The following is a 16,285-nucleotide window of genomic DNA, read 5'->3' as shown; positions in this document are numbered from 1 at the left end:
CGCACCACGCAACACCCCCCACACCCGCACCACATCGCATCCACGAAAGGGATCGAAATGCAGCATTCGAAGATGAAGGCAGCCGCTGTCATCGCCATCTCGGCGTTCGCGCTCGCCGGTTGCTCGGCATCCGGCGCAGACAGCTCCGGAGGCGGCGACGCCGCAGCCGCGTGCACCCCGGCCGACGGCGACGTCACGCTCGAGTTCACCTCCTGGATCCCCGGCATCGAAGACGTCGTGAAGATCTGGAACGACGAGAACCCCGAGATCCAGGTCGACGTGCAGACCGGCCCGAACGGCAACGGCGGCACGTACCAGAACTTCTTCAACCAGATCAAGGCGGGCGACGCCCCCGACCTCGGCCAGATCGAGTACGACGCGCTGCCGAACTTCCTCGTGCAGGACGGCGTCGAAGACCTCAGCGCGTGCGAAGACGTCGTGGCAGCGGAGGGCGACTTCGTGGACTGGGCCTGGGGCCAGGTCACGCTCGGCACCGACAGCGTCTACGGCATCCCGCAGGACACCGGCCCCATGGCGCTGTTCTACCGCGCCGACCTGTTCGAGCAGAACGGCATCGCGATCCCCACGACGTGGGACGAGTACCGCGAGGCCGCCGTGAAGATCCGCGACCTCGGCGGTTACATCACCAACTTCTCGCAGTCCGACATCAACCAGTTCGCCGGCTTCGCGTGGCAGGACGGCGCGCAGTGGTTCTCCAGCGACGACGAGGGCTGGACGGTCTCGATGGCCGATGACGCCACCACTACGGTCGCCGACTTCTGGCAGAGCATGCTCGACGACGACCTCGTCGCGACGGTTCCCGCGTGGACCGACGAGTGGAACAACGCCTACAACTCGGGTCAGGTCTGGACCTGGAACTCGGCCGTCTGGGGTGCCAACTCGATCTCGAGCGGCGCGCCCGACACCGCCGGCAACTGGGCCGTCGCAGCCCTCCCGCAGTGGGAAGAGGGCGGATCCGCCGCCGGCAACTGGGGTGGCTCGTCGACCGCCGTCCTCAAGGGCAGCGACCACGTCTACGAGGCGACGAAGTTCGCGCTGTGGCTCAACACGTCGGATGAGGCGCTGACCGCGCTCGCCGAGGCCGCCAACCTCTACCCGGCCACCACCGCGGGTCTCGAGCTGCCGGTCTACGCCGAGGGCGTGGAGTTCTACGGCGGACAGAAGATCTACGACGTCTTCGCCGACGCCGCGACCCAGGTCTCGCCCGACTTCGCGTGGGGCCCGACCATGACCCAGACCTACGCGGACGTGTCCGACGGGTTCAAGGCCGCGGTCTCGGGCAGCGGCACCCTGCTCGACGCGATCGAGAAGGGTCAGACGGCCACGGTGGACGCCATGAAGGCTGCGTCGATCCCCGTCAAGGAGTAACACCCCCGTGGAGGCCCGCCCGTACCCGACGGGCGGGCCTCCCTTTTCGTCTGCGACCCGTCTGGAGCGGCAATGAGCGAACTCGTCCACCTGACCTCGGCCGGCGTGAGCGTCGTCATCGACACGACGAGTGCGCGCCTGCTGCACTGGGGCGCGGCGCTCGACCCCGCCGAGCTCGAAGCGCTCGCCGCCTCGTCGACCGGATCCGTGACGTTCAGCTCGTTCGATGCGCCGCGCACCTTCCCGCTGCTGGCCGTCGAGGCCGACGGATGGTCGGGTGCACCCGCTCTGGCCTGGCATCGCGGCGGGCTGCACAGTGCGCCGCTGCTGCGGTCGATCGGATGGGAGGCGACCGCCACGTCGCTGCGCGCGGAGTTCGCGGATGCCGCGGCCGGTGCCTCCGTGGTCGTCGAGTTCGATCTGGATGCCGTCGGCGTGCTCACCGCACAGGTGTCGGTGACGAGCACCGGTGACGGCGTCGAACCGCTCGACCTGCTCGCCGCCCGCATCCTGCTGCCGATTCCCGCGCACGCGACCGAGGTGCTCGACCACACCGGGCGCTGGACCGGTGAGCGGCACCCGCAGCGCGGCACCCTGCGTCACGGTGCGCACCTCCGTCAGGTGCGCCGAGGTCGCGGAGGACACGACGCGCCGTATCTGACCGTCGTCGGCACCGAGGGGTTCGGCTTCCGTCGCGGCGAGCTGTGGACCGCTCACGTCGCGTGGAGCGGCGACCTCGAGGTCGGCGTCGAGCGGCTGCCCGAGGGCGCCGGGGTGCACGGCGCGGTGCTCGGCGGGGGAGAGCTGCTGCTGCCGGGCGAGATCCGGCTCGCGGCCGGTGAGACCTACCTCTCCCCGCGGGTGTTCCTCACCTACGGAGAGAGCGGACTCGACTCGGTGTCCGCCCGCCTGCATCAGACCGTTCGTGCGTTCTCCGCGCACCCCACGGCGCCGCGCCCGCTCGTGCTCAACACGTGGGAGGCGGTGTACTTCGACCACGATCCGGCGAAGATCGCAGAGCTCGCCGAGGCCGCGGCATCCGTGGGCGTCGAGCGGTTCGTGCTCGACGACGGCTGGTTCCGCGGACGCCCCGACGATCGGTCGGGACTCGGCGACTGGTACATCGACGACACCAAGTGGCCCGAGGGGCTGCGGCCGCTCGCCGAGCACGTGCACGGACTCGGGATGCAGTTCGGGCTCTGGTTCGAGCCCGAGATGGTCAACCCGGTGTCCGACCTCGCCGCACAGCATCCGGACTGGGTGCTGCAGGCGTCCCCCGACTCACCCACCTGGCGGCACCAGAAGGTGCTCGATCTCGCGAACCCGGATGCCGCGGCCTACCTGCTCGCACGCCTCGACGCCCTGGTCTCGGAGGTCGGCATCGACTTCATCAAGTGGGACCACAACCGCGACCTGCATGCGGCGGTGTCGCCGCACACCGGTCGCGCGTCGGTGCACGCTCAGACCATCGCCTTCTACGATCTGCTCGATGCGCTGCACGAGCGGCATCCGTCGCTGGAGATCGAATCCTGCGCCAGCGGAGGAGCCCGCGTCGACCTCGGTGTGCTGCAGCGCACGCAGCGTGTGTGGGCCTCGGACTCGAACGACCCTGTCGAGCGCCAGCGCATCCAGCGCTGGACGGGCACGCTCGTGCCGCCGGAGGTCGTCGGCTCGCACGTCGGCCCGCAGATCGCCGAGACGACGCACCGTGCGGCATCCTTGCCGTTCCGCATGACGACCGCGCTGTTCGGGCACGCCGGCATCGAGTGGGACATCACCGGGTGCACGACGGAGGAGCGCGCGGCGCTGGGGCGGTGGACGGCGCTGTATCGCGAGCTGCGGCCGTTGCTGCACGGCGGCGTGACGGTGCGGTCGGATGAGGTCGACGAGGAGACGCTGCTGCACGGGGTCGTGGCGCTCGACGGCTCGCGGGGCGTGTACGCGTGGGTGCGGCTGGACGCCTCGGTCGACGGGTTCACGCCGCGCACCCGCATTCCGGGGCTGCAGGCAGAGGAGCGGTACCGGCTGCGAGTGCGGGAAGACCTGGGCGCTGTGATGAGGCACCAGGTCTCGGACCCCGCCTGGCTGGATGCCGGTCTCGAGGCGACGGGTGCCTTCTTCGAGACGGTCGGGGTGCCGCTGCCGTTGCTGGCACCGGGAGCGGCCCTGCTGCTCGAGGCCGTTCGGGTCTGACGCGGGATGTCGTCCGGTCGTTGAGCGAGCCCGGCGCAGCCGAGCGAGACGAAACGCGCACGCACGCCGTCATGGTCGGGCCGCGGTCCTCGCCGTGCTAAACTGACTCCTTGTCTGCGCACACTCCTGTGCGTAGTTCGTGTGCTCCCCCTCCTTCTGCCGAGTGATTGGTCGTGTGGGGTGGCGCGCAGACAAGGGATCTTGGGTGAGGCCGTCCGGTCTCACGGTATAGAAGGAGTCACCATCATGGCAGCAGTGTGCCAGGTGACCGGAGCTGTTCCCGGTTTCGGTCACAACGTCTCGCACTCGCACCGCCGGACGAAGCGCCGCTTCGACCCGAACGTGCAGAAGAAGACCTATTACGTCGCTTCGCTCGGTCGTAAGATCACGCTCAACGTGTCCGCCAAGGGCATCAAGGTGATCGACGTCCGCGGCATCGAGAACGTGGTCAAGGACCTCCAGGCGAAGGGTGTGAAGCTCTAATGGCCAAGAAGGCTCAGGACATCCGTCCGATCATCAAGCTGCGTTCGACGGCAGGTACGGGTTACACGTACGTGACCAAGAAGAACCGCCGCAACACCCCTGACCGCCTCGTGCTCAAGAAGTACGACCCGGTCATCCGTCAGCACGTCGAATTCCGAGAGGAGCGTTGATCAATGGCTAAGAAGAGCAAGATCGCTCGCAACGAGCAGCGCAAGGTCATCGTCGAGCGTTACGCAGAGCGTCGCGCCGAGCTGAAGAAGACCCTGGTCGACCCGAACGCCACCGACGAGGCCCGCGAGGCCGCACGCGTCGGCCTGCAGAAGCTGCCGCGCAACGCGTCGCCGGCTCGCGTGCGTTCGCGCGACGTCATCGACGGCCGCCCCCGCGGTGTCCTCACGAAGTTCGGCATCTCGCGTGTCCGCTTCCGTGACATGGCACACCGTGGCGAGCTGCCGGGTGTCACCAAGTCGAGCTGGTAAGTCTCAGCTGACAGAGGGGCGAGGATCTTCGGATCCTCGCCCCTCTTGCGTATCCCCGGGGCGTGAGGGGGTCGGGCCGGGGCGTGAGGCCGTTCTTCACTCCTCGTCGGGAGGCCTTCTCGGTGTGAGGCGGTGTCTTGCGCGGACACCCTCCGCCCCACAGGGTGTTCGCCGCCTGAAGGTGTCTCCTGCACATCCCGCGGTTCGACCCGCGCCTGCACAAGACTCGGCACGGCAGCGGCTGCGGACCATGCGTGGCATGCATCATCGGCGGATGGATGTCGAAGGGATGCTGACCGCGAGGCAGGGCGTCGCGCGAGTAGCGACGCTGCGTCGGCTGGGGGTGACGGAGCACACGCTGCGGTCGGCGGTGAGAAGCGGCCGGGTCACGTCGGTGTGCCGCGGGTGGGTAGCACTTCGCGGAGCCGATCCGATGCTCGTCGCGGCGGCCAAGCGAGGTGTGGTCCTGAGCTGCGTGACGCTCGCGAGTCGGCGAGACCTGTGGGTGACTTCGGCCCCGGAGCCGCATGTCGCGGCGCCGACCAATTCCGGCCATGCGGGATCCGTTCGCGGCGTCGTCCATTGGAACCGGCCGATCTTTCCGCGAGACCCCGACGCGCTCGAGGATTCGATCGAGAACGCGCTGATCCTCGTCGCCCGGTGCCAGCCGCGCGAGGAGGCTCTGGCGACTTGGGAATCCGCATTGCGCATGAAGGTCGTCGACCCCGGTGTGCTCACTCGGGCGGCATTGCCTCCGGCCGCTCGAGAGCTGCTGGCTGAGGCCCGCCCCTTCGCCGACTCAGGGACCGAGACGATCTTCCAGACAAGACTTCGCTGGCTGGACTTGCCTCTCACGCCACAGGTGTGGATTCTCGGTCATCGCGTGGACGTGCTGATCGGCGAGCGTCTGGTCGTGCAGATCGACGGAGGCCATCATGTGGGAGCGCAGCGCAGCAGCGACATCGCGCACGATGCCGAGTTGATGCTTCGCGGCTATCACGTGATTCGCATCGGCTACGAGCAGCTGATGAACAACTGGGGCGCTGTGCAGAACCTGATCCTCGCCGCGATCGCACAGCGCCTCCACCTGGCTGAACGATGAGCACCGGGTCGGGCGGCCACTCCCGTATCGGGCGGTCTTTTGCGGCCGCATCCTCCGCCCGACAGGGAGTTCTCCGCCCGACACGATGCCGACGAAGGGAGAGGGGCGGAGGGGGAGAGAGGGGGGAGGGGGAGAGCCCCGGGCATCAGGCGACGGATGCCGAGGCGTGCGACTCGGCCCAGGCGAGGGCGTAGTCGGCGATCTCCTCCCAGCCGTCCTGGCTGACCAGGCGGTGGGTGCGGCCCGCGTACTCGATCCGCTCGACCACGGCGGGGCTGCCGGTGGAGCGGTACTTCTTCTCGATCGCGCGGACGATGGCCGGCGGCACCACGTGGTCGATCTCTCCGGCGATCAGCAGCAGCGGTGCGCGATCGGTGCGACCGTAGTCGACGTGTGTGACGCCGCCCTTCTCGTTCAGCACCGAGGTCACTCCCTCGAAGAAGACCCGGTTGTAGGAGTTGACCGCGTACTCCTCCCACAGTGCATCGGATGCTGAGCGCGACAGGTCGTTGCCGAACGTGAAGCGGAAGTGGCGCTTCGACAGCGGCTTGGCGCCATTGCGCGCGAACGGATTCGAGAGGATCGGGGTGCCGGTCCACAACGTCGAGAGCGGGAGCGCGGTGACCCCGGCTGTCTGTCCGGGGGCGACTCCCACGTAGGCGGCACCGAGCCCGCGGTCGGCGAGCATCTGGGTGAGCACACCGCCGAACGAGTGGCCCATGATGATCGGCTTCACGGGCAGTGCGCGGATGATGCGCTCGTAGTGGTCGGCGATCTGCTTCAGGCCGATTCCCTTGAGCGCCGACGGGTCGCGGCGGTCATCAACGCCGCCGCCGAGTATCCGGATGCTGACGGTGCCGTCCGTCTGCTGATCGATGAGCACCGCGAGTGGTTCCGCTCGACCCTGCAGGCCGTCGCCGAGCAGGCCGGCCTCGAGAGTCCTGCGGATGTCGCGGCATCCCTCGTGCTGCTGCGCGACGCCGCGCTCGTGGGCGGGTACCTCGACGGAGATGAGCGGGTCACACCCGCCTTCGAGCGCACTGCGCGCGCGGTGGTCGCCGCTCACCGTCCGCGCTGAGGTCGGCTCGAACGCGCACGGGGGCACCCCGCCGACCGGTGCACTCGCAGCGCAGGGCATCTCTCACGACGAAGGATCGGATGCTGAGTGCAGCCCTTCGTTGCGCGAGATCTCCTTGATTTCGCGAGATCAGCTCGTCCTCATTGACGCCTCAGACGCCACTTTCGTCACATCTGCACCACGACACGCCATGGAATAGCCCAAAACCCGCGAAATGACGCGGAAATGTCGGTCAGCGTTGATACATTCGAGGCGGTCACTCGACCAACGGAGGGCAGTCGCCCTCCGCACCACAACGATGCGACGGTATCCTCGTCGCTGGAGGATGACATGGCTGACAAGTCCATCACCAAGACCGAGCTCGTCGCGAGCATCGCTTCTGCCACCGGCCAGAGCCAGGCCACCGTCTCGGGTGTCCTCGACGCGCTGTTCTCCTCGGTCTCCGACGCTGTTGCCAAGGGCAGCAAGGTCTCGATCCCGGGCTGGATCTCGTTCGAGCAGGTCGACACCGCAGCTCGCACGGGCCGCAACCCCCAGACCGGCGCCGAGATCAAGATCCCGGCCGGCAAGCGCGTCAAGGTGACCGCTGGTTCCAAGCTCAAGGCTGCCGTCAAGTAAGACCGCACCTCTTCGAAGGCCGCTTCCGACATGTCGGGGGCGGCCTTCGTGCGTGCCCGCCGCGATCTCAGGACGCGACAGCGAAGGGGCGGCCGAACGGGCGAGCGGTCAGCCACCGCGGCATAGGCTTGAGGGGTGACCTCCTCCGCCCGGCAGACCCGCACGAGCCCCGCATATCGCGTGATCGGGCTCGCGATCCTGGCGGGCGCCGGCGTGATCGGCGCGATCGTCGCCCTCGCACTCGGTGGTGGGGCGGCACCGCTGCTTCTGGGCGACCCCGGTCCCGCCGTGCGCTGGGCGATCCCGGTCGTCAAGCTGGCGATGAACATCTCGGGGGCCGCGATGCTCGGCTCGCTCGTGCTCGCGCTGTTCGCTCTGCGCAGTGAGCAGAAGTCGTTCGACATCGCCCTGAACACCGCCTCGATCGCGGCCGCGACCTTCACGGTGACGGCCGGCGTGAGCGCGTTCCTCGCGCTGGTCGCCGCCTTCAATCCGCAGGTCAGTGCCGACCGGCAGTTCGGTGAGCAGCTCGGGTTCTTCCTGCTGCAGACGGCGCTCGGCCAATCCTGGTTGATCACGACGATCATGGGCTCCGTCATCACGGTGCTGGCATTCGCGTGGCGCACGTGGACGCCGACCCTGATCACGGCTCTGCTCGCCGCCGCATCCTTCCTGCCGCTGGCGACACAGGGGCACTCGGGTGACCTCGCCGGCCACACCGTCGCGGTGAACTCGATCCTGCTGCACACGATCGGCGCCGCGGTCTGGCTCGGTGGGCTCATGCTCGTGGTGATCCTGCGCGACCGCTCGGGCGTCGGCACCGCGGCCCTCGTCAGCCGGTACTCGAGCCTCGCGATCGCGGCCTTCGCGGTGGTCGCCGTCTCGGGCCTCGCCCGGTCGGTGGTCGCTCTCGGCGACGTCACCGACCTGCTGACGCCGTATGGCGGCATCCTGATCGCGAAGGCCGTGCTGCTCGTGGGCATGGGGCTGCTCGGCGCCTGGTACCGCATCCGCCTGATCCCCCGTCTCGACGGTGCGGATGCGTCGCGCTGGTTCTGGATGCTGGTGCTGTGCGAGGTCGCGCTGATGGGCCTCGCTTCGGGCGCGGCGGCGGCTCTGGCCCGCACGCCTCCGCCGACGGGCGAGGAGGCTGCGTTCGTGCAGACGCCGGCCGAGAACCTCACCCGCTCGGCGTTGCCTCCCGAGTTCACGATCGACCGCTGGTTCACGAGCTGGGACATCGACATCCTGTGGCTCGTCGCCGCCGGTTTCGGGCTGTTCCTGTATCTCGCCGGTGCGCGCAGGCTCCGCAGACGCGGCGACCGCTGGCCGATCCACCGCACGATCTTCTGGGTGCTCGGCATGCTGCTGCTCGTCTGGGTGACCTGCGGACCGATCAACGCGTACCAGGAGTACCTGTTCAGCGTGCACATGCTCGGGCACATGATGCTGTCGATGGCGATTCCGCTGCTGCTCGTCTCGGGAGCGCCGATCACGCTGGCGCTGCGCGCGATCCACAAGCGCGACGACGGCACGCGGGGCGGCCGAGAGTGGATCATGTGGGCGGTGCACTCGCCGTTCTCGCGCGTCGTGACGCATCCGTTCGTCGCCGCGGGAATCTTCATCCTGTCGCTGTGGGCCTTCTATTTCACCGACCTGGTGCGCTGGTCGATGTACGAGCACCTCGGCCACGAGTGGATGGTCGCGCACTTCCTGATCTCGGGCTACCTGTTCGTGATGAGCCTCGTCGGCGCCGATCCGGTTCCGTACCGACTGCCCTACCCCGGCCGACTGATCACACTGATCGCCATCATGGCCATGCACGCGTTCTTCGGCGTCGCGATCATGATGCAGGAGGGCCTGATGGTCGCCGACTGGTTCGGGTCGATGGGGCGCACGTGGGGCCCCGCGCCGATGGACGACCAGTACATCGGCGGCGGCATCGCGTGGTCGATCGGCGAGATCCCGACGCTCATCCTCGCCATCACGGTCGCGATCCAGTGGAGCCGCAGCGACACCAAGCTGCAGAAGCGCCGCGATCGACACGCCGATCGCACCGGCGAGGCCGAGCTCGAGGAGTACAACGCGAAGCTGGCCGCCCTCGCCGATCGCGACCGCCGCGAGGCCGAGCGAGAGGCCGAGCGCCAGACGCGGTGACCTCGCCTCGCGTGGGTTCGCCTCGCGTCGGGCTCGCCTCGCGTCGGGCTCGCCTCCCGTGGGGCGGCCTTCTCCGTGTGGGGCGGAGGATCCCGACGTGCAGGGCCGCCCTGCGCCGAGACGGCCGCCCGTCGCGGTGCGCACCGCGCGCCGGTGTGCACCCGGCACCCGGTGCGCGCCGGGCACGCTGTGCGTCAGCCCTCGGGCGGAGCCTGATCGGGCGAGCCGACGCGGATCGAGGCCGACCCGTCAGGAAGGATCGTGACCGACCCGTTCACCTGGAAGGGCACATCCTCGGCGATCGCCTGCACCTTGCCGTCGAACAGCGAGCGGATCTCGACCTCGACATGCGCCACGGCATCGGTCGGGGGGATCTGCCAGTGGCCGCCGTCGGGGGTGACGGTGACCTTCGGCTGCGCGGCGATCGACCACTGCGGCAGCGACGCGAGACGGTTCGACACTTCGAGCCCGAACGGGCAGGCGGTGGGCTGCAGAACCTCCTGCTCGGTGCAGGCCAGCAGGAACTCTTCGACGCGCTGCTGCACGACGGCGACGAACTCTTCGGTCGGATCTGTCTGCAGGTCGACAGGGGTCGTGGCGAGCGGCGAGTCGGCGAGCACGCCCACTCCGGATGACTGCGAGATGGGGGTGTCGACGGTCACCGAGTACAGGCCCGGCGTGAACACGAGCATCGGCAGCGGCTCGAGGGGAGCGGCGTCGATGCCGGCCACCGAGATCTGGCGACGGTCGACCTCGAAACCGTTGACGGCGAACTGATCGGCGCCACGCAGCGTGAGCTCGACCACGGCGAGCGGGCTGGCGGTGAAACGCCAGTTGGGGGTCACCCCTGCCCAGCCGTCCTGAGCGACGGTGAAGGTCGTGCGACCTGCGTTGCCGCCCGCCCTGTACGAGACGGTGACGGCGGTCGTGTCGCCATCGGGCTTCTCGGACACGACCTCCACGTCGGTCAGCGGGGCGAGTGCGGCGTGGCGCAGCATCGCCTCGGATGCCGTGGGGTCGATGCCGGAGACCTCGAGCGTCTCGCGGTCGACGGCGACGCCGGGCACGCGCAGCGCGTCGGCGGCGCGCCCCTCGGACAGCAGGTCGAGGTAGCGCACGACGAAGGCCGAAGGCCCGTAGAACTGCTGGTACAGAGTGGCGCCACCGGCGGCCAGAGCGGCCACGAGCACGATGCCGACGACGCACAGCATCGCAAGGTCGGCGATGAGCCGCGAGCGCCGCGGCGCGTTCGACTCGACTCGCTGCATGGCGTCAGTCTAGGAGTGCGTCCTGGGACGACGCCGAGCGCCACGTAGCATGGAGACGTGTCGCTTCCCGCCCTCTCAGACGAACAGCACGAGCTGTTCCGGCTGATCGAGGACACGAGCGAGCACGTCTTCATCACCGGCCGCGCCGGCACCGGCAAGTCCACCCTGCTGCAGTACTTCTCGTGGAACACGAAGAAGCAGATCGCGATCTGTGCGCCGACCGGCGTCGCGGCGCTGAATGTCGAGGGGCAGACGATCCATTCGCTGTTCCGACTGCCGATCGGTCTGATCGGCGATTCCGACATCGACCAGAACGACAACACCCGCCGCATCCTCAACGCGATCGAGACTCTCGTGATCGACGAGATCTCGATGGTCAACGCCGACCTCATGGACGCGATCGACCGCTCGCTGCGCCAGGCGCGCGGCAAGCGCGGCATCCCGTTCGGGGGCGTGCAGATCGTCATGTTCGGCGATCCGTACCAGCTCGCACCCGTGCCGCCCCGGGGCGACGAGCTGCGATACGTGAAGGATCACTACCGCTCGTTCTGGTTCTTCGACGCCAAGGTGTGGACGGGCCCGTGGAAGGACGACGACCCGGATGCTCATGAGGGCGACGGTCTGTTCGTCGTCGACACCCGCGCCGAGCTGCATGTGCGGGAGCTGGTGCACATCCACCGCCAGTCGGACGACGGCTTCAAGGCGATGCTGAACGCCGTGCGCTACGGCCGGGTGACGGCGGAGATCGCCGGCGTGCTCAACACGCACGGCGCCAGAACGCCCCCGGATCCCGAGCCCGGCGAGGTGCCGATGATCACGCTCGCCACGCGCAACGACATCGTGAACAGCATCAACAGCAGGCATCTCGCAGCCCTGCCGGGCAAGGAGCAGACGGCGAAGGCCGAGGTGAGCGGCGAGTTCGGCCGTGGCGAGGCGTCGCTGCCCGCCGAGCCCGAGCTCAAACTCAAGATCGGCGCGCAGGTGATGTTCCTGCGCAACGACACCTCGATGTCGGGCGAGCCTCCCCGCTGGGTGAACGGCACGATCGGCACGGTCGTGCGGATTCTCGGCGAGACCGTCCGCGTCGAGATCGACGGCGACGAGGTCGACGTGGAGCCCGCGGTCTGGGAGCGATTCCGCTACTCGTACGAACCCGCGACGAAGAAGCTCAGCCGCGACGTGGTGGCCGAGTTCACCCAGTTCCCGTTGCGCCTGGCCTGGGCCGTGACGATCCACAAGTCGCAGGGCAAGACCTACGATCGGGCCATCATCGACCTGGGCTCCGGCGCTTTCGCCCCCGGGCAGACCTACGTCGCGTTGTCGCGGCTGACCTCGATCGACGGACTGTACCTGTCGAGGGCCCTGCGGCCCAGCGATATCCGCGTCGACGAGGACGTGCGCCGCTTCATGCGCGCCGCGTGGCTCGCCGCGCAGTCCTGACGGGGCGCGGTGAGGGGCCTCCGCGTCAGGTCGTTGAGCGAGGACCGCGGAGCGGCCCCTGCTTCAGGTCGTTGAGCGAGGACCGCGGAGCGGCTCCCGCTTCAGGTCGTTGAGCGAGGCCCGCGGAGCGGCCCGAGTCGAAACGCGGTGCGGTCAGCGAGCGGCGGCCCGACGGAGCCTGTCGTTCACGCTCCACTGCCGCACGGCATCCACTCCGCCCTCGATGAACGCCAGCCGCTTCGCATGGCTCCATCCCTGAAGCCGCTTCTCCCACGCGAAAGCCTCGTCGATGCGTGCGAACTCGCCGCTCCAGATGAGTTCCACCGGGAGGCGCCGCTTCGTATACGCGCTGCCCATGCCCTCCTCGTGCTGCACGAGTCGGCGGTGGAGATCGCGCGTGCTGCCGATGTACAGCGTGCCGTCAGCGCATCGGAGGATGTAGACATAACCCATGCCCGGACGCTACGCCGGGACACGGACATCGGGGGGCGTTTCGTCTCGGTCGACTTCGTCGGCCTCGCTCAACGACCGGGGGGGGCGACCGGGGGTCAGGCGACGGCGACTGAGCGGGCGCGGTCGAGGTCTTCGAAGAGCTCGGTGTTGAAGCGGTAGGCGAGCAGCACCTCGCCGATCACGCGCTCGCGCTCGGCGTCGTCCCACGGAGCCGCATCGAGCTGCTCGCGGTAGACGTCTTTGAAGGCTGCCGGGTCGGCGATGTCGTCGAACAGGTAGAAGCCGATGCCGTTCGTCTCGAAGCCGAAGCGGCGGGCCATGACCCGGCCGATGAAGACGCCGCCCGAGAGGTCGCCGAGATAGCGCGTGTAGTGGTGCGCGACGAAGCCGCCCGGCCAGGTCGCACCCACCTGACGGATGCGCTCGACGTACCGCTGCGTGGTGGGCAGGGCGACGATGCGCTCGCGCCAGTCGGTGCCGAGCAGGAACTCGAGGTCGGCTTCGAGTGCGGGCAGGCGAGTCAGCTTGTCGCTGAGGAAGACCGAGGCCACCGGGTCGTGCCGCATGCGCTCACCGACCGACTCGAGAGCGTCGTAGATGAAATAGTGCTGCGCCACGAGCGAGATGTAGTCGTCGCGCGAGCCCTCGCCCTTCAGCAGGTCGGACATGAAGCCCGCGCCCTCGCTGCGGGAGTGCGAGCTCGAGGACCGCTCGCGGAGCGCGGCGGAGAAGGAGAGGATCTCGGACATGACCCCAGTGTAAGGGTGACCTAACTTTCACGGAACCCCTGTTTCCGACGGAGTCCGCTCGCGCTGTGCGGCGCCTACGCGTGCGGGCGCGGCTCGACGCCGAGCCGCTCGCAGGCGAGGTCGTACAGCGCGACGACCTCGCGCCGCACCGCGGGGCGCTCCGAGATCGCGCCGCCGGGCCACTCGACGCGGAGCTCCGACACCTCTCCGTCACGGGTCACGCGCCAGACCCCGGCCTCGCCGTCGAGGCCCGTCATCACGGCATCCGTGATCTCGGCACCCCCGGGCGAGAAGGCCCGCGCGATGAGCAGATTGTCGTCGGTGTGGTCGCCGTTCATGTGGCGCAGGATCGCCGAGACGACCTCGTCGTCGAAGATGTGAGGCATGGTGATCACCCTACGGGCGGGGCTCCGATGCCGACTTTCAGGATCGGCGTTCTAGACTCGGGAGACACGTCTTCCGGGGGTACCCTTTCATGCAGCTTCTCTCGTCGCGCAGGTTCCGCGCAGCAGCAGCCAGCGTCGTCGTGCTCGGGCTCTTCCTGACCGGATGCACGAGCGACACCACGTTCAGTTACACGCCGAAGGCGCAGGTCGACGGGGAGCTCCCCGACGACACCGTCGCCGCCATGACGGATGCCGTCAACAACGCGATCGCCGCCTCCGGCTCATCGGGTGCGGTCGTCGGGGTCTGGGTGCCGTGGAGCGGCAGCTGGGTCACCGGCGTCGGCACGCAGGATCCCGGCGGCGAAGGCGGCGAGATCAGCACCGACATGGCCTTCCGCATCGGTGACGTGACCCGTCTGATGACCTGCGACGTGCTCTACGCCCTGGTCGATGAGGACATCGTCGAGCTCGACGACAAGGTGCCCGACTACGTGTCGGGAGTCCCCGACCTCAAGGACATCACCCTGCTCGACCTGTGCAACGGCACGAGCGGCATCGGCTCGTCGGAGGAGATCGCACACCCGGCCTGGCGCACCACCCCCGAGCGGGTCTGGGCTCCGCTGGAACTCGCGTCGTACGGTCTGGGTGCCGAGCGCACGACACCGCACACGACGTACCGCGGATCCGACGTGAACTACCTGCTGCTCGGCATGGCGCTCGAGCACGCGACCGGCCTCACCGCACCCGAGCTGATCTCGCAGTACGTCACCGAACCGCTCGGCCTCGGCTCGACGTCGCTGCCGCGGGTCACCGCGGCGCCTCCGTCGACCGGACCCGTCATGAACGGCCACTACCTGCTGGAGGTCGAGGGCGGCTACACGTGCGATGCCCCGGTCGACATCACGACGCTCTCGTCGAGCACCGGCTACACCGACTCGGGCGTCGTCTCGACGATCGAGGATCTCGGTCGCTACGCGCAGGCCGAGGCTGCGCAGGTCCTGCGCACGCAGGAGGAGCCCGCCCGCTATGGCGCTCCGCTCCCCGCGTACGAGGGCGCACCGTCGTGGCTGCAGGCCACCGGAGGCGCACTCATGGTGGGCTCGCTCATCGGTCAGCAGGGATGGACGCCCGGCTACGTCACGGCGGCCTACGCGGATCCGGCCACCGGATTCACCGTCGCGGTGTCGCTGAACAACTCGACCACGGGCGGGAACATCATCGGCAACCTCGCCTGGGAGCTCGCGGCCATCGCGTCGAAGGCTCCTGCCGCCGAGGGGCAGACCGCTCCCGAGTTCGGCCTGCCGTTCACGGCGGAGCAGTACCACCAGGCCATCACCGACGCCGCCATCCCGTGCGTCGCCCCCGCGCCCGTCGAGGGCTGATCAGCCGCTCAGTCGATCGCCCGTTCGGCTGACACTCACGAGGGGGCAGCGATGGCGATCATCGACAACGCGATCTACGTCGACGGTGTCCGCACCGAGAATCCGCGCAGCCTGAGCGAGACCTTCGAGGTGCTGCGCGAGCGGGGCGGCCTGAGCTGGATCGGCATGTACCGTCCCAGTGAGGACGAGATCCGCGAAGTGGCCGACGAGTTCGGCATTCATGCGCTGGTCGTCGAAGACGCGCTGTCGGGGCATCAGCGATCCAAGCTCGAACGCTACGACGACGTGCTGTTCATGGTGCTGCGCTCGGCACGCTATCTCGATGCGACCGAAGAGGTCGAGTTCGGCGAGATCCATGTGCTGGTCGGCAAGGACTTCGTCGTGACCATCCGGCACGCGGAATCGCCGGATCTCGCTCGAGTGCGCCGTCGACTCGAGGGCGACCCCGCGCTGCTCACGCTCGGCCCCGAGGCCGTGCTCTATGCGATCCTCGACGAGGTCGTCGACGAGTACGCCCCGGTTCTGGCGGGCCTCGAGAACGACATCGACGAGATCGAGAGCCAGCTCTTCGAAGACGGTGTGGACGCCACGCAGCGCATCTACGCACTCGGCCGTGAGGTGATCGACTTCCAGCGGGCGGTGCAGCCGCTCGCGGGCATGCTCGACGCGCTGCTGCGCGGCTCGGCGAAGTATCAGGTCGACGAAGAGCTGCAGCGGTACCTGCGCGACGTGCTCGATCACACCCTGCGCGTCTCGGAGCGCGCGAACACATTCCGCACGGTGCTCGACAACGCTCTGACGGTGGAGTCGACGATCGTCGCCCGGCGGCAGAACGAAGAGATGCGACGCATGACGGAACTCAGCATCCGTCAGAACGACGAGGTCAAGAAGATCTCGGGCTGGGCGGCGATCCTGTTCGCGCCGACCCTCGTCGGCACCGTGTACGGCATGAACTTCGATCACATGCCCGAACTGCACTGGGCGTTCGGATACCCGATGGCGGTCGCGCTGATGGTGGGGATGGGCTTCGGCCTGTATTGGGCTTTCAAGCGCAAGGGCTGGCTGTAGCCGTCTGATCGCGGGCGCGCCGAACGTCGCCCCGGTCGAT

17 protein-coding genes are annotated in these 16,285 nt (G+C 68.6%); 12 read left to right on the top strand and 5 right to left on the bottom strand.

Translation table 11 applies throughout. The features are described from left to right. Nucleotides 1-57: 57 nt before the first annotated feature. The 6 genes from AC3WS6_RS01440 to AC3WS6_RS01415 all read left to right on the top strand — a co-directional run bounded on the left by AC3WS6_RS01440 (nucleotide 58) and on the right by AC3WS6_RS01415 (nucleotide 5,646). The gene (locus tag AC3WS6_RS01440) at nucleotides 58-1,389 is read left to right on the top strand and encodes an ABC transporter substrate-binding protein (protein ID WP_492499303.1); all 1,332 of its coding nucleotides are present in this window, start codon (nucleotides 58-60) and stop codon (nucleotides 1,387-1,389) included. Nucleotides 1,390-1,461: 72 nt separating this feature from the next. Next, nucleotides 1,462-3,582 (top strand): alpha-galactosidase, encoded by a 2,121-nt coding sequence (locus AC3WS6_RS01435; protein ID WP_492499302.1) that lies wholly within the window; start codon nucleotides 1,462-1,464, stop codon nucleotides 3,580-3,582. A gap of 246 nt (nucleotides 3,583-3,828) precedes the next feature. Further along, nucleotides 3,829-4,065, top strand: a complete 237-nt coding sequence (rpmB, locus tag AC3WS6_RS01430; protein ID WP_194762288.1) for a 50S ribosomal protein L28 — start codon at nucleotides 3,829-3,831, stop codon at nucleotides 4,063-4,065. Beyond that, entirely contained in the window at nucleotides 4,065-4,235 is a 171-nt protein-coding gene (gene rpmG, locus AC3WS6_RS01425; RefSeq protein WP_045257250.1) for a 50S ribosomal protein L33, read from the top strand. Before rpmB ends, rpmG begins: the two co-directional genes overlap by 1 nt. 3 nt (nucleotides 4,236-4,238) lie before the next feature. Beyond that, a complete protein-coding gene (rpsN, locus tag AC3WS6_RS01420) occupies nucleotides 4,239-4,544 on the top strand; it encodes a 30S ribosomal protein S14 (protein WP_017829734.1) in 306 nt (101 codons plus the stop codon). Nucleotides 4,545-4,818: 274 nt separating this feature from the next. Beyond that, the gene (locus tag AC3WS6_RS01415) at nucleotides 4,819-5,646 is read left to right on the top strand and encodes an endonuclease domain-containing protein (RefSeq protein ID WP_492499301.1); all 828 of its coding nucleotides are present in this window, start codon (nucleotides 4,819-4,821) and stop codon (nucleotides 5,644-5,646) included. A 145-nt stretch (nucleotides 5,647-5,791) separates the two neighbouring features. Here AC3WS6_RS01415 and AC3WS6_RS01410 read toward each other — a convergent pair whose 3' ends face one another. Beyond that, on the bottom strand, nucleotides 5,792-6,382 hold the full coding sequence (locus AC3WS6_RS01410) for an alpha/beta fold hydrolase (protein WP_492499300.1): 591 nt from the start codon (nucleotides 6,380-6,382) through the stop codon (nucleotides 5,792-5,794). 27 nt (nucleotides 6,383-6,409) lie between these two features. Between AC3WS6_RS01410 and AC3WS6_RS01405 the strand changes: the two genes are divergently transcribed. The 3 genes from AC3WS6_RS01405 to AC3WS6_RS01395 all read left to right on the top strand — a co-directional run bounded on the left by AC3WS6_RS01405 (nucleotide 6,410) and on the right by AC3WS6_RS01395 (nucleotide 9,499). Next, nucleotides 6,410-6,724, top strand: coding sequence for a hypothetical protein (locus tag AC3WS6_RS01405; RefSeq protein WP_492499299.1), 315 nt, complete (start codon nucleotides 6,410-6,412; stop codon nucleotides 6,722-6,724). Between the two features lie 330 nt (nucleotides 6,725-7,054). Next, entirely contained in the window at nucleotides 7,055-7,342 is a 288-nt protein-coding gene (locus tag AC3WS6_RS01400; protein ID WP_120230127.1) for an HU family DNA-binding protein, read from the top strand. A gap of 135 nt (nucleotides 7,343-7,477) precedes the next feature. Next, the gene (locus AC3WS6_RS01395) at nucleotides 7,478-9,499 is read left to right on the top strand and encodes a bifunctional copper resistance protein CopD/cytochrome c oxidase assembly protein (protein WP_492499298.1); all 2,022 of its coding nucleotides are present in this window, start codon (nucleotides 7,478-7,480) and stop codon (nucleotides 9,497-9,499) included. 194 nt (nucleotides 9,500-9,693) lie between these two features. Here the strand turns inward: AC3WS6_RS01395 and AC3WS6_RS01390 are convergent, their stop codons facing one another. After that, nucleotides 9,694-10,767 (bottom strand): hypothetical protein, encoded by a 1,074-nt coding sequence (locus tag AC3WS6_RS01390; RefSeq protein ID WP_492499297.1) that lies wholly within the window; start codon nucleotides 10,765-10,767, stop codon nucleotides 9,694-9,696. 57 nt (nucleotides 10,768-10,824) lie between these two features. Between AC3WS6_RS01390 and AC3WS6_RS01385 the strand changes: the two genes are divergently transcribed. Next, nucleotides 10,825-12,207, top strand: a complete 1,383-nt coding sequence (locus AC3WS6_RS01385; RefSeq protein WP_492499296.1) for an ATP-dependent DNA helicase — start codon at nucleotides 10,825-10,827, stop codon at nucleotides 12,205-12,207. Nucleotides 12,208-12,360: 153 nt separating this feature from the next. On the opposite strand, the gene AC3WS6_RS01380 is transcribed toward AC3WS6_RS01385, so the two are convergent. The 3 genes from AC3WS6_RS01380 to AC3WS6_RS01370 form a co-directional block, all read right to left on the bottom strand. Continuing rightward, nucleotides 12,361-12,660, bottom strand: a complete 300-nt coding sequence (locus AC3WS6_RS01380) for a GIY-YIG nuclease family protein (protein ID WP_492499295.1) — start codon at nucleotides 12,658-12,660, stop codon at nucleotides 12,361-12,363. A 95-nt stretch (nucleotides 12,661-12,755) separates the two neighbouring features. Beyond that, nucleotides 12,756-13,409 carry a biliverdin-producing heme oxygenase gene (locus AC3WS6_RS01375; RefSeq protein WP_492499294.1) on the bottom strand — a complete coding sequence of 218 codons (654 nt, stop codon included), beginning with the start codon at nucleotides 13,407-13,409 and terminating at the stop codon, nucleotides 12,756-12,758. 74 nt (nucleotides 13,410-13,483) lie between these two features. Next, nucleotides 13,484-13,795, bottom strand: coding sequence for a DUF2470 domain-containing protein (locus AC3WS6_RS01370; RefSeq protein ID WP_492499293.1), 312 nt, complete (start codon nucleotides 13,793-13,795; stop codon nucleotides 13,484-13,486). Between the two features lie 89 nt (nucleotides 13,796-13,884). Here AC3WS6_RS01370 and AC3WS6_RS01365 point away from each other — a divergent pair, with 89 nt between their 5' ends. Continuing rightward, nucleotides 13,885-15,177 (top strand): serine hydrolase domain-containing protein, encoded by a 1,293-nt coding sequence (locus AC3WS6_RS01365; protein ID WP_492499292.1) that lies wholly within the window; start codon nucleotides 13,885-13,887, stop codon nucleotides 15,175-15,177. A gap of 51 nt (nucleotides 15,178-15,228) precedes the next feature. Then, nucleotides 15,229-16,245 (top strand): magnesium/cobalt transporter CorA, encoded by a 1,017-nt coding sequence (corA, locus tag AC3WS6_RS01360; protein WP_492499291.1) that lies wholly within the window; start codon nucleotides 15,229-15,231, stop codon nucleotides 16,243-16,245. Nucleotides 16,246-16,285 lie beyond the last annotated feature (40 nt).

The sequence above is a fragment of the Microbacterium sp. EB106-03-03-XG65 genome (assembly GCF_058791955.1).
Note: the sequence above shows the minus strand (reverse complement) of the source record. Positions and strands in the feature narration are given on the sequence as shown.